The organism is Pseudomonas sp. Pse35 (assembly GCF_024519715.1).
In the GTDB taxonomy this organism is placed as follows: Bacteria; Pseudomonadota; Gammaproteobacteria; order Pseudomonadales; family Pseudomonadaceae; genus Aquipseudomonas; species Aquipseudomonas paracarnis.
The window spans coordinates 29078-52893 of record NZ_JALJRP010000034.1 but is presented as its reverse complement, the minus strand read 5'-3'; the positions used below and the strand labels follow the sequence as shown (position 1 = coordinate 52893).

22 protein-coding genes and 1 pseudogene are annotated in these 23816 nt (G+C 61.6%); 11 read left to right on the top strand and 12 right to left on the bottom strand.

The window, feature by feature from the left end; translation table 11 throughout:
- Positions 1-87: 87 nt before the first annotated feature.
- From dhaL to OC445_RS22615, 7 genes are all read right to left on the bottom strand, one after another.
- Positions 88-732 (bottom strand): dihydroxyacetone kinase subunit DhaL, encoded by a 645-nt coding sequence (gene dhaL / locus OC445_RS22645; RefSeq protein WP_057977185.1) that lies wholly within the window; start codon positions 730-732, stop codon positions 88-90.
- Between the two features lie 3 nt (positions 733-735).
- The gene (locus OC445_RS22640) at positions 736-1737 is read right to left on the bottom strand and encodes a dihydroxyacetone kinase subunit DhaK (RefSeq protein ID WP_236453315.1); all 1002 of its coding nucleotides are present in this window, start codon (positions 1735-1737) and stop codon (positions 736-738) included.
- Positions 1738-1833: 96 nt separating this feature from the next.
- Positions 1834-2949, bottom strand: a complete 1116-nt coding sequence (locus OC445_RS22635; protein WP_019817618.1) for an erythritol/L-threitol dehydrogenase — start codon at positions 2947-2949, stop codon at positions 1834-1836.
- 27 nt (positions 2950-2976) lie between these two features.
- Positions 2977-3732, bottom strand: a complete 756-nt coding sequence (locus OC445_RS22630; RefSeq protein ID WP_060767525.1) for an SDR family oxidoreductase — start codon at positions 3730-3732, stop codon at positions 2977-2979.
- Between the two features lie 121 nt (positions 3733-3853).
- The gene (locus OC445_RS22625; RefSeq protein WP_262020367.1) at positions 3854-4861 is read right to left on the bottom strand and encodes a substrate-binding domain-containing protein; all 1008 of its coding nucleotides are present in this window, start codon (positions 4859-4861) and stop codon (positions 3854-3856) included.
- Positions 4862-4895: 34 nt separating this feature from the next.
- Complete coding sequence (locus tag OC445_RS22620) at positions 4896-5873, bottom strand: ABC transporter permease (RefSeq protein WP_014718193.1); 978 nt, start codon at positions 5871-5873, stop codon at positions 4896-4898.
- Positions 5870-7357, bottom strand: a complete 1488-nt coding sequence (locus OC445_RS22615) for a sugar ABC transporter ATP-binding protein (RefSeq protein ID WP_259284157.1) — start codon at positions 7355-7357, stop codon at positions 5870-5872. Before OC445_RS22615 ends, OC445_RS22620 begins: the two co-directional genes overlap by 4 nt.
- Positions 7358-7619: 262 nt before the next feature.
- On the opposite strand from OC445_RS22615, the gene rpiB reads away from it, so the two are divergent.
- The 3 genes from rpiB (at position 7620) to OC445_RS22600 (ending at position 11127) form a co-directional block, all read left to right on the top strand.
- Entirely contained in the window at positions 7620-8081 is a 462-nt protein-coding gene (rpiB, locus tag OC445_RS22610) for a ribose 5-phosphate isomerase B (RefSeq protein WP_019817614.1), read from the top strand.
- A 63-nt stretch (positions 8082-8144) separates the two neighbouring features.
- Positions 8145-9125: a sugar-binding transcriptional regulator gene (locus tag OC445_RS22605; RefSeq protein WP_003191835.1), complete on the top strand. Its 981-nt coding sequence runs from the start codon at positions 8145-8147 to the stop codon at positions 9123-9125.
- 433 nt (positions 9126-9558) lie between these two features.
- Positions 9559-11127: a TerC family protein gene (locus OC445_RS22600; RefSeq protein WP_034125744.1), complete on the top strand. Its 1569-nt coding sequence runs from the start codon at positions 9559-9561 to the stop codon at positions 11125-11127.
- Between the two features lie 22 nt (positions 11128-11149).
- On the opposite strand, the pseudogene OC445_RS22595 reads toward OC445_RS22600, so the two are convergent.
- Positions 11150-11431, bottom strand: a pseudogene (locus OC445_RS22595) (thioredoxin family protein); the annotation flags it as partial.
- Between the two features lie 80 nt (positions 11432-11511).
- The gene (locus OC445_RS22590; protein ID WP_034125743.1) at positions 11512-11760 is read right to left on the bottom strand and encodes a hypothetical protein; all 249 of its coding nucleotides are present in this window, start codon (positions 11758-11760) and stop codon (positions 11512-11514) included.
- Between the two features lie 282 nt (positions 11761-12042).
- Here OC445_RS22590 and OC445_RS22585 point away from each other — a divergent pair, with 282 nt between their 5' ends.
- The 8 genes from OC445_RS22585 (at position 12043) to OC445_RS22550 (ending at position 18629) form a co-directional block, all read left to right on the top strand.
- Positions 12043-12891: a transporter substrate-binding domain-containing protein gene (locus tag OC445_RS22585; RefSeq protein WP_054896548.1), complete on the top strand. Its 849-nt coding sequence runs from the start codon at positions 12043-12045 to the stop codon at positions 12889-12891.
- A 52-nt stretch (positions 12892-12943) separates the two neighbouring features.
- Positions 12944-13606: an amino acid ABC transporter permease gene (locus OC445_RS22580; protein WP_019817612.1), complete on the top strand. Its 663-nt coding sequence runs from the start codon at positions 12944-12946 to the stop codon at positions 13604-13606.
- Positions 13607-13617: 11 nt separating this feature from the next.
- On the top strand, positions 13618-14280 hold the full coding sequence (locus OC445_RS22575) for an amino acid ABC transporter permease (protein ID WP_034135844.1): 663 nt from the start codon (positions 13618-13620) through the stop codon (positions 14278-14280).
- Complete coding sequence (locus OC445_RS22570; protein ID WP_020301585.1) at positions 14277-15059, top strand: amino acid ABC transporter ATP-binding protein; 783 nt, start codon at positions 14277-14279, stop codon at positions 15057-15059. Before OC445_RS22575 ends, OC445_RS22570 begins: the two co-directional genes overlap by 4 nt.
- A gap of 14 nt (positions 15060-15073) precedes the next feature.
- Positions 15074-15463 (top strand): RidA family protein, encoded by a 390-nt coding sequence (locus tag OC445_RS22565; protein WP_057014351.1) that lies wholly within the window; start codon positions 15074-15076, stop codon positions 15461-15463.
- A gap of 134 nt (positions 15464-15597) precedes the next feature.
- The gene (locus tag OC445_RS22560; RefSeq protein ID WP_003191821.1) at positions 15598-16362 is read left to right on the top strand and encodes an IclR family transcriptional regulator; all 765 of its coding nucleotides are present in this window, start codon (positions 15598-15600) and stop codon (positions 16360-16362) included.
- 9 nt (positions 16363-16371) lie between these two features.
- The gene (locus OC445_RS22555) at positions 16372-17580 is read left to right on the top strand and encodes an amino acid deaminase (protein WP_054918566.1); all 1209 of its coding nucleotides are present in this window, start codon (positions 16372-16374) and stop codon (positions 17578-17580) included.
- A 143-nt stretch (positions 17581-17723) separates the two neighbouring features.
- Positions 17724-18629: a sugar kinase gene (locus OC445_RS22550; protein WP_262020366.1), complete on the top strand. Its 906-nt coding sequence runs from the start codon at positions 17724-17726 to the stop codon at positions 18627-18629.
- 125 nt (positions 18630-18754) lie between these two features.
- On the opposite strand, the gene OC445_RS22545 is transcribed toward OC445_RS22550, so the two are convergent.
- From OC445_RS22545 to OC445_RS22535, 3 genes are all read right to left on the bottom strand, one after another.
- Positions 18755-19030, bottom strand: a complete 276-nt coding sequence (locus tag OC445_RS22545) for a peptidylprolyl isomerase (RefSeq protein WP_003174397.1) — start codon at positions 19028-19030, stop codon at positions 18755-18757.
- Between the two features lie 43 nt (positions 19031-19073).
- The gene (locus OC445_RS22540; RefSeq protein ID WP_034125737.1) at positions 19074-21611 is read right to left on the bottom strand and encodes a PAS domain-containing protein; all 2538 of its coding nucleotides are present in this window, start codon (positions 21609-21611) and stop codon (positions 19074-19076) included.
- Positions 21612-21749: 138 nt separating this feature from the next.
- Positions 21750-23705, bottom strand: coding sequence for an acetoacetate--CoA ligase (locus tag OC445_RS22535; protein WP_252950041.1), 1956 nt, complete (start codon positions 23703-23705; stop codon positions 21750-21752).
- Positions 23706-23816: the final 111 nt, after the last annotated feature.

The window sequence follows — 23816 nt, the reverse complement described above, 5'->3', positions numbered from 1 at the left end:
ACCAGTGACGCTCTGCGTCACCCTGGCGTAGGTGGGACGCGGAGCGTCCAAGGCTGCATTCCCACGCGGAGCGTGGGAACGATCATGTCAGGTCAAACGGGGTTTAATCGAGTCCGCCAACTGCGTAAGGATCAGGCAGCACGATACGGCCCCGGCATCCAGAACGCCGAGGGAACGCTCACCCAAACGACTCGCTCGGCCAATCTTGGCCACCAGGTCCTTGGTCGAATCCCGCCCCTGAGAAGCAGCGCTTTTCATCGCGTCGAGTGCATCGCTGAAAGAACGCGCCGCTGCATGCGCCCGTTCAAAGGCTTCCACCGCCGGGATCAACGTGTCCATCAAGCACTTGTCGCCCACGCCCGCTTCGGTGATGTCCTGCAACGAGGTCAAGCCGCCGCGCAGCAGGTGGGCGAAGGTGGCGGCGTCGATGTCTTCACTGCCGCGCACTTCGTCGGCCATGCCGATAAACAGGCTGCCATACAAGGGCCCCATGGAGCCGCCGATGCCTTCCATCAGGCTCAGGGTCAGTTCATCCAGGGCTTCGGCCAGGGTCAGTTGGCGGCCTTCGATCGTGCGGCCGCAATGGGCAAAGCCCTTGGCCATGTTGATGCCATGGTCGCCATCGCCTATAGCGCCGTCGACTTCGCTGAGGTACTCCCGGTTTGCCACGATCACGCTGACCAGGTCGGCGACAATGGCGCTACCGTCATGGGTGGAAAAATGCTGGCTCATGGTTCACTCCGCCTGGGTCATGCCGATGGAGCGGCAGGGTTGGTCGATCAGGGTTTTCAGCTCGGCGTCGAGGCCGAGCAGGGTCAAGGTCACGCCCATCATCTCCAGGGACGTGAAGTAGTTGCCCACGTAGCAACGGTGAATCTTCAAACCTTTGGCCTTGAGCTGTTTTTCCACCTCTGCGTAGAAAATATACAACTCCATCACCGGGGTGGCGCCCAGGCCTGAGACCAGCACCACCACGCTGTCGTCCTGGTTGAAATCGCGGTCGGCGAGGATCGGCGCCAGCATGCGCTCGGCCATGGCGGCGGCCGGTTCAATCGGGATGACTTCGATGCCCGGTTCGCCATGATGGCCGATACCCAGCTCCATCTGGCCGTCGGGAATCTGGAAGTTCGGCTTGCCCACCGCGGCTATCGTGCAGGGCGTAAGGCCGATACCAATCGAGCGGCAGTGGTCGACGGTTTTCTGCGCCACCCGAATCACGCCGTCCAGGTCGTAATGCTGGGCAGCGGCGGCACCGCCGATCTTCCACATGAAGATCTCCCCGGCCACGCCGCGACGCTTGGCAATATCGGCCTTGGGCGCGGAGGCCACGTCGTCGTTGGCGACCACGGTGCGGATGCGCATGTCTTTGCTGGCGGCCATTTTCATTGCCAGCTTCACGTTCATGTTGTCGCCCGCGTAGTTGCCATACAGGCAGGCCACGCCTGCGCCATGGTCGGCGGCGCGGAAGGCGTCGAAAAAGCTTTTGGCGGTGGGCGAGGAAAAAATCTCGCCGACGGCCACCGCATCCACCAGGCCCGGGCCAACATAGCCGAGGAACGCCGGTTCATGCCCGGAGCCGCCGCCGGTGACAATGCCGACGCGGCCCTGGGCGGACGGTCTGGCCCTGACAATGACCCGTGGGTTGCTTTCGTACTGGCGCAGTTCGGGGTGCGCGACCAGGATGCCGCGCAGCATGTCTTCGACCACTTGGTCGGGATCGTTGATGACTCGATTCATAACGCGGGTTCCTGTGTTCTTGTTCTAAGGGGCGACACCCTTCCATTGTGGGAGCAGGCAAGCCAGCTCCCACAGGGTTTTGTGTTGTTACTGAGATCAGGGTTCGAGCACAACCTTCAGCGATTTATCGCCGCGCTCCATCACCGCAAACGCTTCCTTGAAATCCGCCAGCGCAAACTTGTGGGTCACCACGTCGCGCATATCGATCTTGCGGTTGCCGATAAAGTCTATGGCCCTTGGGTACATATAAGGCCCCAGGTGCGAGCCGAGGATATCCAGCTCCTTGCGGTCACCGATGATCGACCAATCCACCGTGGCCTCGTCATTGAACACGCTGAATTCCACAAAGCGTCCCAGCTTGCGCAGCATCGCCAGGCCTTGGTTCACCGCCTTGTGATGCCCGGTCGCCTCGATATAAATGTCGCAGCCGTAGCCATCGGTGATTTCGCGGATCTTCGCCAACACATCCACCTCGGCCGGGTTCCACACTTCATCGGCGCCCAGGCGCAGGGCGAGGGCGGCGCGTTCGGGTTTCATGTCCAGCACGATGAGTTTTTTCGGGTTGCGCAACCGCACCGCGCCGATGATGCCCAGGCCCAGGGTGCCGGCGCCGGCGACCACCACGATGTCGTCATGGTCGACGTTGGCGCGTTCCGCCGCGTGCAGCGAGCAGGCCAGGGGTTCGATCAGGATCGCTTCATCGGGGGCGATGGATTCCGGCACTTTGTGGATGATGCCTTCCTTGGTGAAGATCATGTATTGCGCCATGGCGCCCTGCACATTGTTCTGGAAGCCATACAGGTCGTGCTTCTGGCACATCCAATACTGGCCGTGGTTGCAGAAGCGGCAGCCCCAGCACGGCACAATTTGCTCGGAGATCACCCGGTCGCCCACGGCCACGCCGCGCTTCTCGGCGCCCGGGCCAAGGGCGACTACGCGGCACACGAACTCATGCCCGGGGATCATCGGCGGCTTCACGTAGCGCGGTTGCTCGGCATCGCCCCAAAACGACGGCGCGCCGCGATAGGTCTTGATATCGCCCATGCAAATGCCGCACAGCTCGACTTTGGTCAGGATCTCGTCGGGGCCGGGCGTGGGCACGTCGACGGTTTCCAGGCGGTAATCTTCCGGGCCGTGGCAGACCACGGCCTGCATGGTTTTCGGGATGCTCGGGGCGAGTTGTTCAGGTGTGCGTTCGGTGACGGTGGACATGACAAAACCTCACGACATAACGATGAATTACTGAATGCTGTAGCCGCCGTCGATCACCATGTTGGCACCGGTGATCATCTGTGCGGCGTCGCTGAGCAGGTACAGTGCCAGCCCGGCGATTTCTTCGGGTTGGGCAAAGCGACCTGCCGGAATCTGCAATTTGGCCCGCTCACCGACCTCGCCGGCCCAGGCTTTTTTGCCCAGGGCGGTTTCGACGATGGTCGGGGAGATGGCGTTGACGTTGATCTGCGGCGCCCACTCCATGGCCAATACCTTGGTCATGCCGACGATGGCGGCTTTGCTGGCGCAGTAGGCAACGTGACGGTCCAGGCCAATCACGGCGGCCTGGGACGCCAGGTTGACGATGCGCCCGCTGCCCTGGGCGATCATGTGCCTGGCGCAGGCCTGAGCCATGAAAAAACTGGCCTTGAGGTTGATGTCCAGGGTGGTGTCCCAGGCGCTTTCGCTGACCTCGATGGCCTTGTCCAGCAGCACCACGCCTGCACTGTTGATCAGGTAATCCAGGCGCTGGAAATGCGCGAACACCTTGTCGACGGTCGGTTGTATCTGGTCGATCCTCCCGAGGTCGACGGCAATGCCAAGGTGCCCGGCACCCAGGCTGGCGGCCACCTCGACCACGGCCGGGTCGCGGTCCAGCAGCGCCACCCTTGCGCCGCGTTCCGCCAGCAAGGTGGCGCAGGCCAGGCCGATGCCGGCGGCGCCACCGGTGATCACCGCGCAACGGCCGCTGAGGTCGAAGGCTTGGTTCCAGAAACCAGACATGAATGACTCCTCGTTCCCACGCTCTGCGTGGGAATGCCGCGTGGAACGCTCTGCGTTCCGATGTTAAGTGACGCGGAGCGTCACGGGATGCGTTCCCACGCGGAGCGTGGGAACGATCAAACTACTTACCGCCGCTGACTTGCTTGTACAGCGCGTCCGCATTGGCATTGGTCACCGGCACCCACGGCAGAATGTGATTCTTGGCCGTGCCGTCACCCCATTTCACGTCTTTGGCATAGCGCTCCCAGATCACCGATTGTGGCTTGTAGTCCTTGCCGGCCAGGGCGCGCAACGCTACGTCCAGCGCGCCTTGGGACTGGGCCTGGGCATCCTGGAGGAAGGTGGTGACTTCGTCCTTTTTCGCCGCCTGGATCGCATCCGGCATGCCGTCGATAGAGGTCACGGGCACATTCTTGGAGGTGAGGCCATGGGACTTCAACGCCTGCACGGCGCCCAGGGCCATGTCGTCATTCTGGGCGATCACGCCATTGATGCCCTTGGGGTGGGCGTTGAGCCAGTCTTCGGTGAGGGTCATGGCCTGGGCGCGGTCCCAGTTGGCGGTTTTCTTTTCGATGATCTTGATGTCCGGGTGTTTGCCCAGCACTTCCAGCTCGCCTTTTTCCCGGTCGATCTGCGCCGACTGGCCAATCGGGCCCTGGATGATCACCACGTTGCCCTTGCCATTGAGCTTGTCGACCATGGCCTGGGCCTGCAGGCGGCCGCCTTCCACGTCGTCGTTGCCCACATACGGCACGCTGGCATCGGCTACTTTCGTATTTGAGGCGATGACCACCACGTCGTTGCTCATGGCGGCCTTGACGGTACCGACGCCGGCCTTGGTATCAATCGGTACGAACAGAATCGCGTCGTAGCGTTGGGTCACCATATTTTCGATCTGGTTGTTCTGGGTCAGGGCGTCGTAGTTGCCGTCGAACACGGTCAACTGCACGGTGCCATCCTTGACGGCCGGATGTTCCTTGAGCTCGCGGACCCAGTTCTGCATGAACTGACCCTTGAGGCCATAGACGGCTGCGCCGATCTTGTAGGTCTTGCCGTCGGCGGCCAGGGCGATACTGCTGGCGAGCAGGGAGAGGGCCGCCGCAGCGGCCAGGGTGGTACCCAGTTTCATAAGTAGAACTCCAGTTATTGTTATGGGTCGTTCTTCAGCGTTTCTTCTTGCGCCACACGTCGATCAGTACTGCAAACACGATGATCAGGCCCTTGGCGACCTGCTGGTAATAGGAGGACACGCCGAGCAGGTTCAGGCCGTTGTTGATCACGCCGATCAACAGGGCCCCGAACAAGGTGCCGACAATGCTGCCGGTACCGCCCGACAGGCTGGTGCCGCCGATCACCACCGCGGCAATCGCGTCCAGCTCGTAGGAAACCCCGGCCTGGGGCAGGGCAGAGGTGGTGCGTGCCGACAGCACCACGCCGGCCAACCCGGCGAGCAGGCCCGAGACCACGTACACCGAGAACATCACCTTGCGCACGCCAATACCCGATGTGCGCGCGCTTTTTTCATTGCCGCCCACTGCGTACACATAACGGCCGTAGGTGGTGTAGCGCAGCACCATCCAGAAAATAAGCGCGACCACGGCGAAGATGATGATCGGCACGCCCACCGGGCCGACCTTGCCGATGCCCAGGGCCAGGTAGGCGTCGGGCAGGTCGGTGATCGGGCTGCCGTCGTTGAGAATAAAGGTCATGCCCCGGGCGATGCTGAGCATGCCGAGGGTGGCCACGAACGGCGGGATCGACAGGTTGGCGATCATGAAACCATTGACCACCCCGAGCATCGCGCCGGCAAACATCCCCGCGCTGACCGCCGCCAACAGGCCATAACCCTGGGTGGCGACCATGGCGCTGCACAACCCGGCGAACGCCAGGATCGACCCCACCGACAGGTCGATGCCCTTGGTCAGGATCACATAGGTCATGCCCACGGCGAGAATGCCGTTGATGGAGGTCTGGCGCAGGATGTCCATCCAGTTGCGCCAGGTCATGAAGTATTCGCTGGAAAACGCCATCACCACGCACAGCAGGATAAACACCAGCGGCAGGCCGAAGCGGTCGAGGGACAGGCGCAAGCGGTTGCGCGGCGCGGCAGTAACGGGAGCAACGATGGTTTTGGCATTCATGAGGCAAGACTCAACAAGGCTTCCTGGGAAAGGGCGGTGTCGGTGCTGATAGTGACCAGCCGGCCGCCTTTGAAGACGGCGATGCGGTCGCTCAAGTGCAGCAGTTCCGGTGCTTCCGACGACACCACAATGGCTGCGCCACCGGCGCGCACGAACTGGTCGAGCAGGTGGTAGATCTCCTGTTTGGCGCCTTCGTCGATGCCGCGGGTGGGTTCATCGCAGAGCAGGCATACCGGCTCGGTGGACAGGCATTTGGCGAGCACCACCTTTTGCTGGTTGCCGCCGCTCATTGATGCTACCGGCAGCTCCAGGGAGCTGGTCTTGATCTGCAAGCGCTTGACCATCTCCTCGGCCAGTTGCGCTTCTTTACGTGCGTTGATCAGCGACCAACTCGACAAGCGCTTATAGGCCGACAGTGCAATGTTCGACAGGATGCTGCCGGTCAGCACCAGGCCGCTGTCCTTGCGGTCTTCGGTAACCAGCGACATGCCGGCGTCGATGGTCGCCTTGGGCTGCCCGATGGGCATGGGCTTGCCTTGCAAGGTAACGCTGCCGGAATCCGCCACGGTCAGGCCGTAGATGCAATTGAGGAATTCACTGCGCCCGGAGCCCATCAACCCATAAATGCCGAGAATCTCGCCACGGCGCAGCTGCAGGCTGATGTCGTGGAACTCACCGTTGCGGCTCAGGTTGTCGACTTGCAGGCAGGTGCTGGCCGCACATTCGCGGCCCGCCTTGTGGTCGATGCGCGTCAGTTCCTGGCCGACAATGCCGCGCACCAGGTGGTCGCGGTCGATATCGGCCATGCGCCCGTTTTCCACAAAGGCGCCATCACGGAAGATGCTGTAGTCATCGGCGATCTGCGCCAGTTCGCTCAGTCGATGGGACACGTACACGATGCCGGCACCGCGCGCGGTAAGGCGGCGAATCGCCTTGAACAGGGTTTCGGCCTCGCGCTCGCCGATGGCCGAGGTGGGCTCGTCCATGATCATCACCTGGCAGTCATGGCTGAACGCCTTGGCGATTTCCACCAATTGCATCTGCGCCACGCTCAAGCGGTGCATGGGGCTGGTGGCGTCGACATCGAACTCCAGGCTTTCGAGCAGTTCGCGGGTGCGGCGGTTGAGGGCCTTGCTGTCGACGATGCAGCCGGCGCGGCGCGGTTCGCGGCCCAGCCAGATGTTTTCGGCGACGGTCATGTAGGGGATGGGTTCGAGCTCCTGGGTGATCATTGCGATCCCCGCGGCCAGGGCTTCACTCGGGCGATTGAACTGCACCGGTGCGCCGTTGAGCAGAATGCTGCCGGCGTCACGCTGGGTGATGCCCATCAGGATGCTCAGGAAGGTTGACTTGCCGGCACCGTTGCCGCCGCACAGGGCGTGGACGCTGCCGGCGCGCAGAGAAAGGCGCCCGTCGCGCAGGGCTGGTACCCCGGCGTAAGCCTTGGCGACGTGTTCAGCCTGGAGCAGTAATGGCGTGGCCATCGGCGTGTCCTCGTGCTGTGAATTCTTATTAGGTCGCACAGTCATGTTTCGCTGTGATCATATGTGTATCAAATGAAATTCTGATCAGTCAATCTCTTTCACTTAAAAGGTGTGATTCTCATCTTTGACGCGTTTATTGCCTTGCTATAGGGCTTTGACTGGCAGGTCAGTTAAATCTCGCTTGACAGTAAGGGGTGAATGCTTGCGAAATGAGTGAGAGATATTTCACTAAGTGATCATTTGATCAGTGGAGTTTGGCGCCATGAACACACCTTTCCCGGTGGCTATCGGATGTGATGAAGCGGGTTTTGAGCTCAAAGAGTTGTTGAAGCGCCATATCGAGGCGTTGGGGTACCCGGTCACCGACTTCGGTACGCATTCAACGGCGCCGGTGCTGTACCCGGACATCGCTCTGGCCGTGGCCACCGCCATCAATGCCGGGCAACAGCGCCTCGGCGTGCTGGTATGCGGCACCGGCATAGGCATGGCCATCTCGGCCAACAAAGTTCTGGGCATCCGTGCGGCCCAGGCCCATGACACCTACTCTGCGGAGCGGGCGCGCAAGAGCAACGATGCGCAAATCCTCTCCATCGGTGCGCGGGTCATCGGTGCGGAGTTGGCCAAAAGCATCGTCAGTGCGTTTTTGGCCTCGGAGTTCGAAGCGGCGCGGTCCGGGGCCAAGGTCGAGCGCATCAATGCGATCGAGCGCGATGGGCATCAGTAGTGGACGGCGCAGGGCAAGAGTCGGGAGAATGCGCCTTTGACGCCGAAACGGAAGCCCGTCCCCATGAGTGACAGTACCCAGCGCATGGCCAGTGATATCGATCAGATGACCGAAGTGGCGATGCTCTATTACCTTGAGAACGTCACTCAGGAGGCCATTGCCAAGCGTTTTGACCTGTCGCGGGCAAAAGTCAGCCGCCTGCTCAAGCGCGCGCGCGATGAAGGGATTGTCGAGGTGCGCGTGCTGCAGCACCCGGCAATGAACAACGAGCTGGAACGGGCACTGGTGGAGCGCTTCAAGCTCGACCGCGCCTTGATTGCGGTCGACCACAGCGACCCCGACACCCAGCGCTCGGCGGTCGCCAGCCTGGTGGCCAACTACCTCAACAAGACCCTGGGCGACGGCATGATCGTTGCGGTGGGCATGGGGCGTAACGTCGGCGCGGTGGCCGATAACGTGTTTCTGCCGGTGACCCGCAACTGCACCTTCGTGTGTGCCATCGGCGGTTCGCTCAAGGCCGGTGAATACATGAACCCTGACCACATCTGCCGACGCCTGGCCCTGCGCTTTGGTGGCGAAAGTGAAAGCCTGTACGCCCCGGCGCTGGTGGCCAACCCGGAACTGCGCGGGGTGCTGATCAACAACGACACGGTGCGTTCGACTCTTGACCGCGCCCGCCGTGCCGATATCGCCCTGATCGGCATCGGCGACATGAGCGAGAACAGCAACATGGTGCGCATGGGCTGGTTCTCGCCCCAGGAAATCGCCCAGGCGCGGTTGTCTGGCACCGTGGGCGACATGATGGGCTATGACTTTATCGACATTCACGGCCAGCCGGCGGTCAACGCCATCCAGGGGCGCGTGATCGGGTTGACGGTGCAGGAGCTGTTTCGCATCCCGGATGTGGTGGCGATTGCCAGCGAGAACACCAAGGCGGCGGCGACCTTGGGGGCGTTGCGTTCGGGGGTGATCAATACGCTGGCGACCACCGTCACCAATGCCCACACCATCCTGGCGCTGGACGATGCCACTCGTAAAACCTGATACAGATCGTTCCCACGCTCCAGCGTGGGAACGCATCCTGTGACGCTCCGCGTCATCCTTGCGCGGGTGGGACGCGGAGCGTCACAGGCGGCATTCCCACGCAGAGCGTGGGAACGATCATGCATCGAGGTGCCGGCATCGCAGGCCAGCTCCCACAAGAGTTGCTGTGCTTCTGATGGGGGGTTTACAGGTTTTGTAATAGTTTTGCGTTGTGGGAAATTTGTATTTCGAATGTAGGATTCAAGTCCTTTTGTCATTTCAGGACTTGCATGAACACCCTCTCGGAGCCTCCCAGTCGTCTTTCCCCAAGACAACCGCTGTCGCTGTTCCCGCTGAAGCACCCCGTATTCCGTCAACTAACCTTGTCCCGGTCGCATGACCGCACTTTGCCGTGCCCGGCGTTCTGAACACTTTAAAGACAGAGAATTTATAAATGGAATGGTTAGCGGATCCTACGGCCTGGCTCGGCCTTGCGACCTTGATTGTGCTGGAACTGGTGCTGGGTATCGACAACCTGGTGTTTATCGCGATCCTGGCGGACAAGTTGCCGCCGGAGCAGCGTGACCGTGCACGTTTGATCGGTTTATCCCTGGCGCTGCTGATGCGCCTGGGCCTGTTGGCGAGTATTTCCTGGTTGGTGACCCTGACCCAGCCGCTGTTCGAGGTGTTCGACAAGAGCTTCTCCGGCCGTGACCTGATCATGCTGTTTGGTGGTGTGTTCCTGTTGTTCAAGGCCACCATGGAATTGCATGAGCGCCTTGAAGGCCATGTGGCGCAGCACAAGGGCAGTGTGGCTTACGCAATGTTCTGGCCTATTGTCGCGCAGATCGTGGTGCTGGATGCGGTGTTCTCCCTCGACGCGGTGATTACCGCCGTGGGCATGGTCGACGAGCTGGCGGTGATGATGATCGCCGTGATCGTGTCCATCGGCCTGATGATCGTGGCGAGCAAGCCGCTGACCCGTTTCGTCAATGCGCACCCGACCGTGATCATGCTGTGCCTGGGCTTCCTGATGATGATCGGTTTCGCCCTGACCGCCGAAGGCCTGGGCTTCCATATTCCCAAGGGCTACTTGTACGCGGCCATTGGCTTCTCGATTCTGATCGAGGTGTTCAACCAGATCGCCCGAGCCCGTCGCAAGAAGTCGGCGCAGGGCGTGTTGCCGGTGCGTGAGCGTACCGCCCATGCGGTGATGCGCTTGTTGGGCGGCCGCAGCCTGGCGGTGGAAGAGGTGGGTGAAGACGTGGCTGACCTGCTGGGCGAGCCGGATGCTGCGCAGGGTCCGCTGTTTGACCGACGCGAACGGGTGATGATCAGCGGCGTGCTGCAACTGGCCGAGCGGCCGATTCGCACCCTGATGACGCCAAGGGCCAAGGTTGATTGCATCGACCTGGCGGATGACCCCGAGACGATCCGTCTGAAACTGATGCACTCGTCCTACTCGCGTCTGCCGTTGATCCGTAACGGTGCGGTGGATGAGCCCCTGGGTTTTGTGCACAAGAAGGAGTTACTCAAGGAGTACCTGGCGGGCAACGAGCCGAACCTGGAACACCTGGCGCGTCGGGCGATCAACCTGCTGGACAGTTTTTCGATCCTCAATGCCCTGGAGCAGATGCGCCAGGAGTCCACTCACATCGCTTTCGTGATCAACGAATTCGGCGACTTCATGGGCGTATTGAGCATGACGGATATTCTGGAATCCATCGCCGGTGAATTGCCCGATGCCAGCGAAATCGAAGGGCCCGATATTGTCGAGCAAGGCGATGGCTTCCGTGCCAATGGCGCCTTGAACCTCAACCTGGTGCGTCAACGCACGGGCTTCAAGGCGGTGACGACCGAGGATTATCAAACCCTGGCAGGTTTGGTGATGAGCCTGCTTGACCGCCTGCCGGTGGTGGGCGATAGCCTGGAACATGAAGGCTGGCGTTTGACCGTGGCTGAAGTGGAGGAGCGTCGAGTGACGCAAGTGCACTTGCACCCTTGCTCAGGTCATAACGGCTGAAGATGTTCTTCACGTACTGCTCTTGTTCTTCAAGGGGGCCCAAACCTTTGTGTTGTTCCACCAGGGCGCCCTTGCGATAGATCAGCAGCGTCGGGGTGCCTGACACGTCAGGGTGCCTCGGCGTATGGGCGCAATCGAGTACCAGGCTCACGACCCAGGGATGCTGCCAGGCGTGCTGTTCGAACACGGAGCCTGCCTGCGCGCAAGCGGGGCAGTGCTCTGATACAAACAGGAGGAACACCGGGCGCGGTGTATTCAGTACGCGTTCGAACGCTGTGACGCTGGAAATGATGCGGGTGGCCATTCCCATGGTGATCTCCCTTCAAGCCGCGTGGGTGTTTGCCAACGCTAAGCCCGTGGCTTATCACCGTCTACTGTCAATCTTCACAGGTCTGCCTCGCGCTCTATGCGCTCCCTGGCCTTGCGGGCCTGGCTCGCGCACTTCTCGTATTCCTCATTGTCACGGGAGGCCTTGGCCCGGCGATAGCCATGGTGATTCTGGGCGGTGTAGTCGGTACTGAAGGCTTCCTTGAGTTTCTGCAGTTCTTCCTTGCATTCACGACGGTCGCTACTGGCCAGGGCGTTGCCAGCCACCCCGAGCAGAAGCACGGGCAAGATATATCGCAGTTTCATCAGTCAGGGTTCCATGTAAGGGCGAGCAAGCACGCTCTTAGAGGTTAGCCCAGGCGTTCGGTATTGGTGCGCAGTAACAGGGTTTGAGGTCTTGCGTAGCAAAGCGTTTGTACTCACAGGCAGGCGCCGTATTCCCGTCAGGCCGCTATCTGACTGATCCATAAGGCATTTGTGGGACGCATGTCTTTCCATGAGCACCTATGGCACACTTTCTGCTGTCTATTCCGTTGTTACATACCAAGTTCCGGTATAGCGGAATACACCCTCCCTGGAGTGCTTGTCATGCATCACCGACCTTCCGTATTCAAAGCGTGTGTTTTTCTCGTCGCTGCATCGGCTTCCCTCGCCAGCGTGGTGCAGGCGGCGGACAGCAAGCTCGATGATGTGCTCAAGCGTGGGCACTTGATCGTAGGTACAGGCAGTACCAATGCGCCGTGGCACTTCCAGGGAGCGGATGGCAAATTGCAGGGGTTTGATATCGACATCGGCCGCATCGTGGCCAAAGGCTTGTTCAATGACCCGAGCAAGGTGGAGTTTGTGGTGCAGTCGTCCGATGCACGTATTCCCAACCTGCTCACCGACAAGGTCGACATGAGCTGCCAGTTCATCACCGTTACCGCCAGCCGTGCGCAGCAGGTGGCCTTTACCCTGCCGTACTACCGGGAAGGCGTCGGCCTGCTGTTGCCCAATAACAGCAAATACAAGGAAATCGAAGACCTGCAGGCGGCGGGCGACGACGTCACCGTGGCCGTGCTGCAGAACGTGTATGCCGAAGAGTTGGTGCACCAGGCACTGCCCAAGGCCAAGGTTGATCAGTACGACAGCGTTGACCTGATGTACCAGGCCGTGAACTCAGGCCGCGCCGATGCTGCTGCCACCGACCAGTCCTCGGTCAAATACCTGATGGTGCAGAACCCTGGCCGCTACCGCAGCCCCACCTACGCCTGGAGCCCGCAAACCTATGCCTGCGCGGTCAAGCGCGGCGACCAGGACTGGCTGAATTTCGTCAACACCGCGCTGCACGAAGCCATGACCGGTGTGGAATTCCCCACCTACAAAGCCTCGTTCAAGCAGTGGTTCGGCGTGGAACTGCCAGAACCGGCGATTGGTTTTCCCGTGGAATTCAAGTGACCCGCAACAACAGGGGCGTGTCTGAACACGCCCCCTTCAGGTGCTGCTGACCATGAACTATCAGTTGAACTTTGCCGCCGTCTGGCGTGATTTCGACACCTTGCTGGCGGGGCTCGGCCTGGGGTTGCAGTTGGCGTTGCTGTCGATCGCCATCGGCTGCGTGATCGGCCTGTTGATGGCGTTTGCCATGCTCTCCAGGCACCGTGCGTTGCGTATTCTTGCCTCGGTGTATGTCACCGTGGTGCGCAACACCCCCATCCTGGTGTTGATCCTGTTGATCTACTTCGCCTTGCCCTCCCTGGGTATTCGCCTGGATAAGATTCCCTCGTTCATCATCACCCTGTCGTTGTATGCCGGTGCCTATCTCACCGAAGTGTTCCGCGCAGGCCTGGTGAATATTCCCAAGGGCTTGCGGGAAGCCGGCCTGGCCATCGGCCTGGGGGAGTGGCGGATTCGCGCTTACATCACCGTGCCGGTGATGCTGCGCAACGTGTTGCCGGCACTCTCGAACAACTTCATCTCGCTGTTCAAGGACACCTCCCTGGCCGCCGCGATCGCGGTGCCGGAGCTGACCTATTACGCCCGCAAGATCAACGTCGAAAGCTACCGGGTGATTGAAACCTGGCTGGTCACGACCGCGCTCTACGTGGCTGCCTGTTACCTGATTGCCATGCTGCTCCGTTACCTGGAACAGCGTTTGGCTATCCGTCGTTAAGGAAGGGCCTCATGTACGAATCCCCCAGTTGGCTGCATGAATTGTGGATCGCCCGCGAGACCCTCTGGGCCGGCTTTCAGGCCAGCGTGGCGGTCTCGGCGCTGGCGATTGTCTTTGGCACCCTGATCGGCATCGTCGCCGGGTTGATCCTCACCTACGGCAAGTTCTGGATGCGTGCGCCGTTCCGTCTGTATGTCGATTTGATCCGTGGCACGCCGGTGTTTGTGCTGGTGTTGGCATGTTTCTACATGCTGCCGGCCCTTGGCTGGCAAATCAGTGCGTTCCAGGCCGGTGCTGTGGGGCTTACCTTGTTCTGTGGCTCCCATGTATCGGAAATCGTGCGCGGCGCGCTGCAGGCCATTCCCCGTGGGCAATTGGAAGCGGGCAAGGCCATTGGCCTGACGTTCTATCAGTCCCTGGGCTATGTGCTGCTGCCCCAGGCGCTGCGGCAGATCTTGCCGACCTGGGTGAACTCCTCTACGGAAATCGTCAAGGCTTCCACCTTGCTGTCGGTGATCGGTGTGGCCGAATTGCTGCTCAGTACCCAGCAGGTGATCGCGCGCACCTTCATGACCCTGGAGTTCTACCTGTTCGCCGGTTTTCTGTTCTTTGTCATCAACTACGCCATCGAATTATTCGGGCGCTACATTGAAAAGCGGGTGGCCTTGCCATGAACCAAGCTCAAACCAACCCAGCGCTGCTGGACATTCGTGGCCTGCGTAAACAATACGGCCAGGTGGAAGTGCTCAAGGGCGTCGACCTGTCCATGCAGCGCGGCAATGTGGTGACGTTGATCGGCTCCAGCGGCTCGGGCAAGACCACCTTGCTGCGCTGCGTGAACCTGCTGGAAGAGTTCCAGGGCGGGCAGATCACCCTGGATGGCGAGTCCATTGGCTACAGCGATGTCGGCGGCAAGCGTGTACGCCACCCGGAGCGGGTGATCGCCCAGCACCGCGCAATGACCGGCATGGCGTTCCAGCAATTCAACCTGTTCCCGCACCTGACCGCGCTGCAAAACGTCACCCTCGGCTTGCTCAAGGTCAAGAAAATGGGCAAGGATGAAGCGGTGGCGCTGGCCGAAAAATGGCTGGACCGCGTCGGCCTGCTGGAGCGCCGCAACCACTTTCCTGGCCAATTGTCCGGCGGCCAGCAACAGCGCGTGGCCATTGCCCGGGCCATTGCCATGAACCCCAGCCTGATGCTGTTCGACGAAGTCACCTCGGCCCTCGACCCGGAGTTGGTGGGCGAAGTGCTCAGCGTGATCAAGGGGTTGGCGGAGGAGGGCATGACCATGTTGTTGGTCACCCACGAGATGCGCTTTGCCTATGAGGTCTCGGACCAGATCGTCTTCATGAACCAGGGCCGCATTGAAGAGCAGGGCAGTGCGAAGGACATCTTCGAACGGCCGCAGTCGCCGCGACTGGCAGAATTTCTCAAGAACATTCGTTTTTAACAAGGAGCAACTTTATGAGCATTACTCGTTACGGCACCGGCAGCACCGCAGGTGGCGGCCAGCCACGTCCGTTCGCCCGCGCGGTGGAAGCCGATGGCTGGCTGTACGTGTCGGGCCAGGTGCCTGCGGTGGACGGTGAAATCATCAGTGGCGGCATCATCGAGCAAACCCGCCAGACGATGCGCAACGTGGTGGCGATCCTCGAAGAAGCCGGCTACGAACTCAAGGATGTGGTGCGGGTGGGCGTATGGTTGGAAGACCCACGGGACTTCTGGAGTTTCAACAAGGTATTCGGCGAATACTTCACCCCGGAACACGCCCCGGCGCGCGCCTGCGTGCAGGCCAATATGATGGTCGATTGCAAGGTCGAGATCGATTGCGTGGCCTACAAGAAAAAGGCCTAACTGATCATTCCCACGCTCTGCGTGGGAATACCGCCTTGGACGCACTGCGTCCGCGCATGTGACGCAAAGCGTCACCGCATGCATTCCCACGCAGAGCGTGGGAACGATCATCTGGAACGGGACCGAGTACTGCCATGACCGAAGACACCATCAAACGCCGCGCCAAAGGCCTGGACCGTGCGTTCGATATCCTCGATTTTCTCAAGGAAATCGGCCAACCCCTGCGCCCGAATGATATTGCCAGCGGCATTGGCAGCCCCAAATCCACGGTCTACGAACTGGTGGCGTCGTTGCTGGAGCGGCGCATCCTGGAGACCGTGGGCAAGGACGGCCACGTGTATCTGGGGCGCCAGCTGTATTTCCTCGGCCAGGCACACTTGCGTCACTTCGACCTGACCCGCGAGGCCGACCACGCCTTGCAGGAGATCGTCAGCCAGACCCACGAAACCGCGCAGATGTGCCTGCTCAACGGGCGCAAATACACGGTGGCGCTGATGCGCGAGGGCCAGCGGCATTTCCGTATTTCTTCGGACATAGGTGAAAACGCGCCCATTCCGTGGACTGCCTCGGGACGCTTGTTGCTGGGGCATTTGAGCGATCAGCAGATCGTCGACCTGATCGATCCCGACGATTTCATCCTGCCGGATGGCCTGCGCCTGCCGCTGGACACCTTTCTGGCGCAGATTCGCCAGGCCAGCCTGGATGGGTTCTTCTCCTTCGACAGTGTGGCCGACACCTTCACCCACTGCTTTGCCGCCCCGGTGCGCGATGCCCAGGGCATCAGCATCGCGACCCTGTGCATCGTCGCCCCCCGGGCTGATGCGAGCAAAAACTACCACGACTATCGCCGGGTACTGATCGACAGTGCCAACAGCCTGGCCCGGCGCATCAACGAATAGGAGTTTTCCATGTCTGCCCTCAATGCCGTTGAAAAAGGTGCCGCCGCCGTCGGTGCCCATTTGGTTCGCGATGTCAGCCTGCCGGCCCTGGTGCTGCACCGTGACGCCCTGGAACATAACATCCGCTGGATGCAGGACTTTGTCCGCAGCAGCGGCGCCGAGCTGGCGCCCCACGGCAAGACCAGCATGATGCCCGCGCTGTTCCAGCGCCAGATCGCCGCCGGTGCCTGGGGCATCACCCTGGCTACCGCCGTGCAGACCCGCGCCGCCTACGCCAGCGGCGTGCGTCGCGTGCTGATGGCCAACCAACTGGTGGGCGCGGCGAACATGGCCTTGATCGCAGACCTGCTGGCCGACAAGGATTTTGACTTCCATTGCATGGTCGATCACCCGGACAACGTCGCCGACCTGGGCCTGTTCTTCGCCGCCCGTGGCCAGCGCCTCAACGTGATGATCGAGTACGGCGTGGTCGGTGGCCGGTGCGGCTGCCGCAGCGAGCAGCAAGTGCGCGACCTGGCCAAGGCGATCAAGGCCCAGCCGGCCTTGGCCCTCACCGGTATCGAGGGTTACGAAGGCGTGATCCACGGCGAGCACGCCATCAGCGGTATCCGCGCCTTCGCCGCCAGCCTGGTGAGCCTGGCGGTGGAACTGCAAGACAGCGGCCTGTTCGACCTGCCCAAGCCGATCATCACCGCATCGGGCTCGGCCTGGTACGACCTGATCGCCGAGTCGTTCGAAACGCAGAACGCCGCCGGCCGCTTCCTCAGCGTGTTGCGCCCTGGCAGTTACGTGGCCCACGACCATGGCATCTATAAAGAGGCGCAGTGCTGCGTACTCGAACGCCGCAGCGACCTCAACGAGGGCCTGCGCCCGGCAATGGAAGTCTGGGCGCATGTGCAGTCGCTGCCGGAGCCTGGTTTTGCGGTGGTTGCCCTGGGCAAGCGCGACGTGGCCTACGACGCCGGTTTGCCAGTGCCGCTCAAGCGCTACAGGGCCGGGATCGTGCCGGCGCAAGGTGATGATGTGAGCGGGTGCAAGGTCACGGCGGTGATGGACCAGCATGCGTTCATGACTGTGGCGCCGGAGGTTGAATTGCGTATTGGCGACATCATTTCCTTTGGTACGTCCCACCCTTGCCTGACCTTTGACAAGTGGCAGGTGGGGTGCCTGGTGGATGAGCAGTTGCAGGTGGTCGAGTCTCTGCATACCTGCTTCTAGACCGAGTCGCGGCTATCGCAGCGATGCGGCGACCCGACAAGCCAGCTCCCACAGTGACCGCGTTTTAACTGAAGGAATGCAGTCGAATATGGGAGTCGGGCTTGCCCGCGATGGGGCCCTCCAGCACACCTGAGAACTTTGCCATGAACATCCACCCCCGCATCGCCCTCATCGGCGAATGCATGATCGAACTGCAACACCGCGCCGACGGCAGCCTGCACCAGAGCTTCGGCGGTGACACCTTGAACACCGCGGTGTACCTGCGCCGCGAGCTGGGCGATGCCGGCAGCGTTGACTACGTCACCGCCCTGGGCGATGACAGCTTCAGCGATGCCATGTGTGAGCATTGGCACGCCGAAGGCCTTGGCCTGGACAGGGTCCAGCGTCTGCCTGGGCGCCTGCCGGGCTTGTATTGCATCCAGACCGACGCCCAGGGCGAACGTAAATTCCTCTACTGGCGCAACGAGGCGGCCGTGCGCGACTGCTTCACCACGCCTGCCGCCGAGCCGGTGCTGGCGGCCCTGCCGGGCTATGATGTGGTGTATTTCAGCGGCATTACCTTGGCCGTGCTGGGAGACATCGGGCGTGAGCGTTTACTGCAGGCGCTGATCGAAGCCCGCCGGCGCGGCGCCAGGGTGGTGTTCGATAACAACTACCGGCCCCGGTTGTGGGCCGATGTGCAAACGGCTCGTGAGGCGTATCGCAGGGTGTTGGCCGAAGTGGACATTGCCTTGCTCACCGAGGATGACGAGCGCGCGTTGTTTGGCTATGAGGATAGCGAGCAGGTGTTTGCGGCGTACCCGTCGATTGCAGAAGTGGTGCTCAAGCGGGGAGCGGATGCGTGCCTGATCCGTTGCGCGGGCGAGCGCTTTGCGGTGCCGTCGTTGAAAGTGGAGAAGGTGGTGGACACCACGGCGGCGGGGGATTCGTTCAGTGCGGCGTATTTGGCCTCTCGGCTCAAGGGTGACTCGCCCCAAGACGCCGCACTGGCGGGGCATCGGTTGGCAAGCCGGGTGATTCAGGTGCCCGGGGCGCTGATACCGAGATGATCACTGATCGTTCCCACGCTCTGCGTGGGAGCGCAGCCCGGGACGTTCTGCGTCCCAGAAGCGGACGCAGAGCGTCCAGTGAGGCATTCCCACGCAGAGCGTGGGAACGATCGGAGGTAGCCGTATCAATCCCGGTAAAACACCTGCACCAGGTGATACCCAAACTTGCTCTTGATCGGCCCATGCACCACCTTCACCGGTTTCTTGAAGATCACCGCATCAATCGCCCCCACCATCTGCCCGGGCCGCACTTCGCCCAGGTCACCACCGCGTTTGCCCGACGGGCAGGTGGAGTACTTCTTGGCCAGCACATCAAAGGCTTCGCCCTTGGCAATGCGCTGCTTGAGTTGTTCGGCTTCTTCGCTGGTTTTCACCAGGATATGACGGGCTTGGGCTTTCATGGGGCTCTACCAGCTGTGCGACGGCGCGCGATTATGCCTGAACTCAGGCCTCGACGCCGATCATGCTACGGATTTTGTTGGCCAACAGGTCAATGGAAAAAGGCTTGGCGACCATGTCCATGCCGTCCTCCAGGAACCCCTGGCGTTCGGCGGCTTTCTCGGCATAACCGGTCATGAACAGCACGCGCAGGCCGGGGCGATGCTGGCGGGCGATTTCCGCCAGTTGCCGGCCGTTCATGCCGGGCAAGCCAACGTCGGTCACCAGCAAGTCCACACGCAAATCCGACTCCAGCAACGGCAGCGCCGCACGGGCATCCGCCGCCTGGTGCGCGGTGTAGCCCAGTTCGTCGAGCACATTGACCACCAGCATGCGCACCGCCGGGTCGTCCTCGACCACCACCACCGCTTCACCGGCCAGGGCCACGGGCGCTTCGGTCAGGCTGGCGGGCAGGCTGCTTTCCAGCGCCGTGCCATACAAACGCGGCAGGTACAGGCGCACGCAGGTGCCCTGGCCCGGTTCGCTCTGGATGGTCACGTGGCCGCCGGATTGCTGGGCAAAGCCGTAGATCATCGACAACCCAAGGCCAGTGCCTTGGCCGATGGGCTTGGTGGTAAAGAACGGGTCGAACGCCTTGGCGAGGATTTTCGGCGCCATGCCGCTGCCGTTGTCGCTCACACCAAGCATCACATAGTCGCCGGCCTTGACCGGTTCCAGGGTGGTGATGTCGGTGCCGTCCAGGTAACTGTTGGCGGTTTCGATCAGCAGCTCGCCGCCGTCGGGCATGGCGTCGCGGGCGTTGATCACCAGGTTGAGCAGGGCGTTTTCCAGTTGACTGGCGTCGGTGTTCACCGGCCAGATGTCCTTGCCCAGTTGTACCTTGAGTTCGATATGCGCGCCCTTGGTGCGCCGGAACAGGTCTTCCAGGGACGCCACCAGTTGGTTGGGGTCGGTGGGGCGACGGTCCAGCGACTGGCGTCGCGAGAACGCCAGCAGCCGGTGGGTGAGGGCGGCGGCGCGATGGGCGGAGGACACGGCGGCATCGGCAAAACGGCCGATATCGTCGCTGCGTCCGGCGGCAATGTAACGCTGCATCAGGTCGAGGCTGCCGATGATGCCGGTGAGCATGTTGTTGAAGTCATGGGCGATACCGCCGGTGAGCTGGCCGACCGCTTCCATCTTCTGCGCATGGCGCAGGGCATCTTCGGCACGCTCGCGCTCGAACATCTCGTTCTGCAGGCGCTGGTTGGCCTCGGCCAGCGCCTGGGTGCGCTGGGCCACGCGTTCTTCAAGGTTCTCGTTGAGGTGGCGCAGGGCCTCTTCGGTGAGCTTGCGTTCGGTCTCGTCGATCACAAAGATGTAGAAACCATTCACCGAGCCGTCACTGCTAAACCGCGGCAGGTACTTCATCAGCGCATGGCGGGGGCGGCCATCGCGATGAGGCGTCACCGTCATGAAGCTGCACGCCTTGCCCTTGAGCGCGGCGGCGATCTTGTCTGCGCGCCCGGCATACACCTCGTCGCCGAGCACTTCGCGGATGGTCTTGCCGTACAGCTCCTGGGGCGTCTTGCCATACCACTCGAGGTAAGCGCTGTTGTTGAGGCGAAAGCGCTGTTCGTGGTCAACGTAGCCGATCAACACCGGCATGGCGTTGATGATCAGTTGCAGCTCGGTCTGGCTCTGGCGCAAGGCCTGCTCGGTGTTTTTGCGCTCGGTGAGGTCCAGCGCGGCGCCGAGGAACCGCGCCGGCCGGCCCTGTTGATCCTTGTAGCAGCGGCCACGGGCGAACACCCAGCGCACCTGGCCATCGGCCTGTTGCAGGCGGTATTCCTCGGCGTACTCGGTGCCATGGGTGATGCAATGCTTGATGCTGCGCGTCACCGTGCCCCGGTCTTCGGGATGCACGCCGTGCAGGTAGGCGCTGATGGGCAGCAGGCTTGAATCGTTGGGGTCGACGCCATGCAGGTAGGCGAAATGGGCGTCGGCGATGAAGCGGTCTTCACCGATATCCCAGTCCCAGGTACCCACCGCGTCGGTGGCCGCCAACGCGAGTTGCAGGCGTTGCTCGGTGTTGTGCTGGGCCTTGAGGCTTGCTTCGGAGCGCTGTTGCAGTTCGAGGGTTTTGCTGCGTCGCTCATTGGTTTCAATGGCCGTGACCAGAATGCCGGCTACCCGGCAGCTTTCATCGCGCACCGGGCTGTAGGTCAGATCCAGCCAGATTTCGGTATCGCAGCCCTGGCGGTGCAGCACAAAGCGTTGCTCGCTGAAGGTGCGTACCTGGCCGCCGAGCACGGCGTCGTACACCGGCGCGGCGAAGCTTTCAAGCTCAGGCCAAGTGTGGTGCGCCGGCTGGCCCAAGGCGCCGGGGTGCTTGCTGCCAATCAGGTGTGCAAAGCCATCGTTATAGAGTTGCGTGAGGTGCGGGCCCCACAGCAGTACCATCGGCATGGGCGAATGCACGACGATATCAACGGCAGTGCGAAGGCTTTGCGGCCACTCACTGGCCTCACCGAGTGGGCTTTGCGCCCAGTCCAGCCGCTTGATCAACGCAGCGGCTTCGCTACCGGTGGATGTTCCATTCATAAAAAGCCCTGAGCATGACGCTTTGAAAAATGACAACACCCATTATCCCAAGGAGCGGCAACGGGTGGCTACCCCGGAAAAATAGCATGCCTTGAGGGTTTTTCTTCAAAACGCTGCGTCAGCGCTGAAACCTTTCATCTAATAAGCCAGCTCAGCTCTGTCGCGAAATTGCTCCAGTGCCTGGGGGTTGGCCAGGGCATCGGTGTTTTTCACCGGCTCTCCATGCACCACGTTGCGCACCGCCAATTCGACGATTTTGCCACTGATGGTGCGGGGGATATCCGTGACAGCGAGGATCTTGGCCGGTACATGGCGCGGTGTGGTGTTGGCACGAATCACCTGGCGGATCTGCTGTTGCAGCGCCTCGTCCAGTTCAATTCCATCATCCAGGCGCACAAACAGCACCACGCGCACGTCGTCCTGCCAATGCTGGCCGATGGCGAGGCTTTCCAGCACCTGCGGGACCTTTTCCACCTGGCGATAAATCTCGGCGGTGCCAATGCGCACGCCGCCGGGGTTGAGCACCGCATCGGAACGCCCGTGGATCAACAGGCTGCCGTTGGCGCGTTGCTCGGCATAGTCACCCTGGGCCCATACACCGGGGAACTGACTGAAATACGAAGCGCGCAGTTTCTGCTGCTGCGGGTCGTTCCACAGCCCGATGGGCATGGCAGGGAAATGCCGAGTGCACACCAGTTCGCCTTTCTCTCCGATCAGGGGCCGGCCCTGGTCGTCCCACACTTCGATGGCCATGGCCAGGCTCTTGCATTGCATCTCACCACGCCGCACCGGCAGCACCGGGTTGCCGATCACAAAGCAGGAGACAATGTCGGTGCCACCGGACATCGAGGACAGGCACAGCTCGGCTTTGATCTCGCGGTACACGTAGTCGTAACTCTGGGGCGACAGCGGCGAGCCGGTCGAAATCAAGCCCTTGAGGCTGCCCAGATCGTGGCTCAGGCGCGGCTGCAACCCGGACTTTTCCAGGGTGGCGAGGAATTTGGGGCTGGTGCCGAACACGCTGATTTTTTCCGCATCGATCAGGTCGATCAAACGTTCGGGGCCGGGGTGGAACGGCGAGCCGTCGTACAGCACCGCGGTGGCGCCGATCGCCAGCACCGACACCAGCCAGTTCCACATCATCCAGCCGCAGGTGGTGTAGTAGAACAGGCAGTCCTCGCGGTTCAGGTCGGCATGCAGGCCGTGTTCCTTGAGGTGCGTCAGCAATACGCCGCCAGTGCCGTGGATGATGCACTTGGGGATGCCGGTGGTGCCGCTGGAATAAAGGATATACAGCGGGTGGTCGAACGGCACCGCGACAAATTCCGGTTCGCCGCCGGCTTGATAGAAGTCGTCCCACAGCGCGACGTGGGCGTGGGTGGTGTAGTCCCCAGCCTGCGCTTCGGGCTTGGCGTAAGGCACGATGATCAGCTGTTGCAGGGAGGGCAGGCGTTCAAGGATCTCATTGAGCTTGGCGCTCTGGTCGATGCGCTTGCCGGCATAGCGGTAGCCCGCGCAGGTGATCAGCACCTTGGGCTCGATCTGGCCGAAGCGGTCGATGACGCCTTGGGTGCCGAAGTCTGGCGAGGAGCACGACCAGATCGCACCGAGGCTGGTGGTGGCGAGCATGCCCACCAGGGTTTGCCAGGTATTGGGCATACACGCGGCCACCCGGTCACCTATGCCGACCCCGGCCGCCCGCAGGCTTTTTTGCAGGCCGGCAACCTGTTCCGCCAGTTGCGCATAGCTCAATTGTTCACGTTGGCCGTCTTCGCTGACAGCCACCACCGCAGGATGATCGTCGCGCCGGCGCAACAGGTGTTCGGCGAAGTTCAGAGTGGCGCCGGGAAACCATTGGGCGCTGGGCATCTCGATGTCTTCGATCAGCGTGACGCTGGATGGGCTGCGAAACTGCACGTCGAAGAACGCGACAATCGCCTGCCAGAAATCCGGGCGCTGGTCGATGCTCCATTGGTGCAGGGCGGGGTAGTCGTCGAGCTGCACGCCGTGCCGTTGGTTGATGAAGCGGCGGAACTGATCCATGCGCGTGTTGGCGATGCGTTCCGGGGAGGGTTGCCAGAGGATCTCGGACATAAGCTGCCTCTTCTCGTTCCCACGCTTTGCGTGGGAATGCCTGACTGGACGCTCTGCGTCCGCTTTTGGGGCGCGGAGCGCCCCGGTCTGCGTGCCCACGCAGAGCGTGGG

What these genes read in the sequence shown, in the direction of transcription:
- OC445_RS22555 (WP_054918566.1), top strand. Translation starts at nt 16,372, where the DNA reads ATGTCTGCCCTCAATGCCGTTGAAAAAGGTGCCGCCGCCGTCGGTGCC.
- OC445_RS22620 (WP_014718193.1), bottom strand. Translation starts at nt 5,873, where the DNA reads ATGAATGCCAAAACCATCGTTGCTCCCGTTACTGCCGCGCCGCGCAAC.
- OC445_RS22575 (WP_034135844.1), top strand. Translation starts at nt 13,618, where the DNA reads ATGTACGAATCCCCCAGTTGGCTGCATGAATTGTGGATCGCCCGCGAG.
- OC445_RS22565 (WP_057014351.1), top strand. Translation starts at nt 15,074, where the DNA reads ATGAGCATTACTCGTTACGGCACCGGCAGCACCGCAGGTGGCGGCCAG.
- OC445_RS22560 (WP_003191821.1), top strand. Translation starts at nt 15,598, where the DNA reads ATGACCGAAGACACCATCAAACGCCGCGCCAAAGGCCTGGACCGTGCG.
- OC445_RS22590 (WP_034125743.1), bottom strand. Translation starts at nt 11,760, where the DNA reads ATGAAACTGCGATATATCTTGCCCGTGCTTCTGCTCGGGGTGGCTGGC.
- OC445_RS22630 (WP_060767525.1), bottom strand. Translation starts at nt 3,732, where the DNA reads ATGTCTGGTTTCTGGAACCAAGCCTTCGACCTCAGCGGCCGTTGCGCG.
- OC445_RS22540 (WP_034125737.1), bottom strand. Translation starts at nt 21,611, where the DNA reads ATGAATGGAACATCCACCGGTAGCGAAGCCGCTGCGTTGATCAAGCGG.
- OC445_RS22615 (WP_259284157.1), bottom strand. Translation starts at nt 7,357, where the DNA reads ATGGCCACGCCATTACTGCTCCAGGCTGAACACGTCGCCAAGGCTTAC.
- OC445_RS22570 (WP_020301585.1), top strand. Translation starts at nt 14,277, where the DNA reads ATGAACCAAGCTCAAACCAACCCAGCGCTGCTGGACATTCGTGGCCTG.
- rpiB (WP_019817614.1), top strand. Translation starts at nt 7,620, where the DNA reads ATGAACACACCTTTCCCGGTGGCTATCGGATGTGATGAAGCGGGTTTT.
- OC445_RS22550 (WP_262020366.1), top strand. Translation starts at nt 17,724, where the DNA reads ATGAACATCCACCCCCGCATCGCCCTCATCGGCGAATGCATGATCGAA.
- OC445_RS22635 (WP_019817618.1), bottom strand. Translation starts at nt 2,949, where the DNA reads ATGTCCACCGTCACCGAACGCACACCTGAACAACTCGCCCCGAGCATC.
- OC445_RS22580 (WP_019817612.1), top strand. Translation starts at nt 12,944, where the DNA reads ATGAACTATCAGTTGAACTTTGCCGCCGTCTGGCGTGATTTCGACACC.
- dhaL (WP_057977185.1), bottom strand. Translation starts at nt 732, where the DNA reads ATGAGCCAGCATTTTTCCACCCATGACGGTAGCGCCATTGTCGCCGAC.
- OC445_RS22625 (WP_262020367.1), bottom strand. Translation starts at nt 4,861, where the DNA reads ATGAAACTGGGTACCACCCTGGCCGCTGCGGCGGCCCTCTCCCTGCTC.
- OC445_RS22585 (WP_054896548.1), top strand. Translation starts at nt 12,043, where the DNA reads ATGCATCACCGACCTTCCGTATTCAAAGCGTGTGTTTTTCTCGTCGCT.
- OC445_RS22545 (WP_003174397.1), bottom strand. Translation starts at nt 19,030, where the DNA reads ATGAAAGCCCAAGCCCGTCATATCCTGGTGAAAACCAGCGAAGAAGCC.
- OC445_RS22535 (WP_252950041.1), bottom strand. Translation starts at nt 23,705, where the DNA reads ATGTCCGAGATCCTCTGGCAACCCTCCCCGGAACGCATCGCCAACACG.
- OC445_RS22600 (WP_034125744.1), top strand. Translation starts at nt 9,559, where the DNA reads ATGGAATGGTTAGCGGATCCTACGGCCTGGCTCGGCCTTGCGACCTTG.
- OC445_RS22605 (WP_003191835.1), top strand. Translation starts at nt 8,145, where the DNA reads ATGAGTGACAGTACCCAGCGCATGGCCAGTGATATCGATCAGATGACC.
- OC445_RS22640 (WP_236453315.1), bottom strand. Translation starts at nt 1,737, where the DNA reads ATGAATCGAGTCATCAACGATCCCGACCAAGTGGTCGAAGACATGCTG.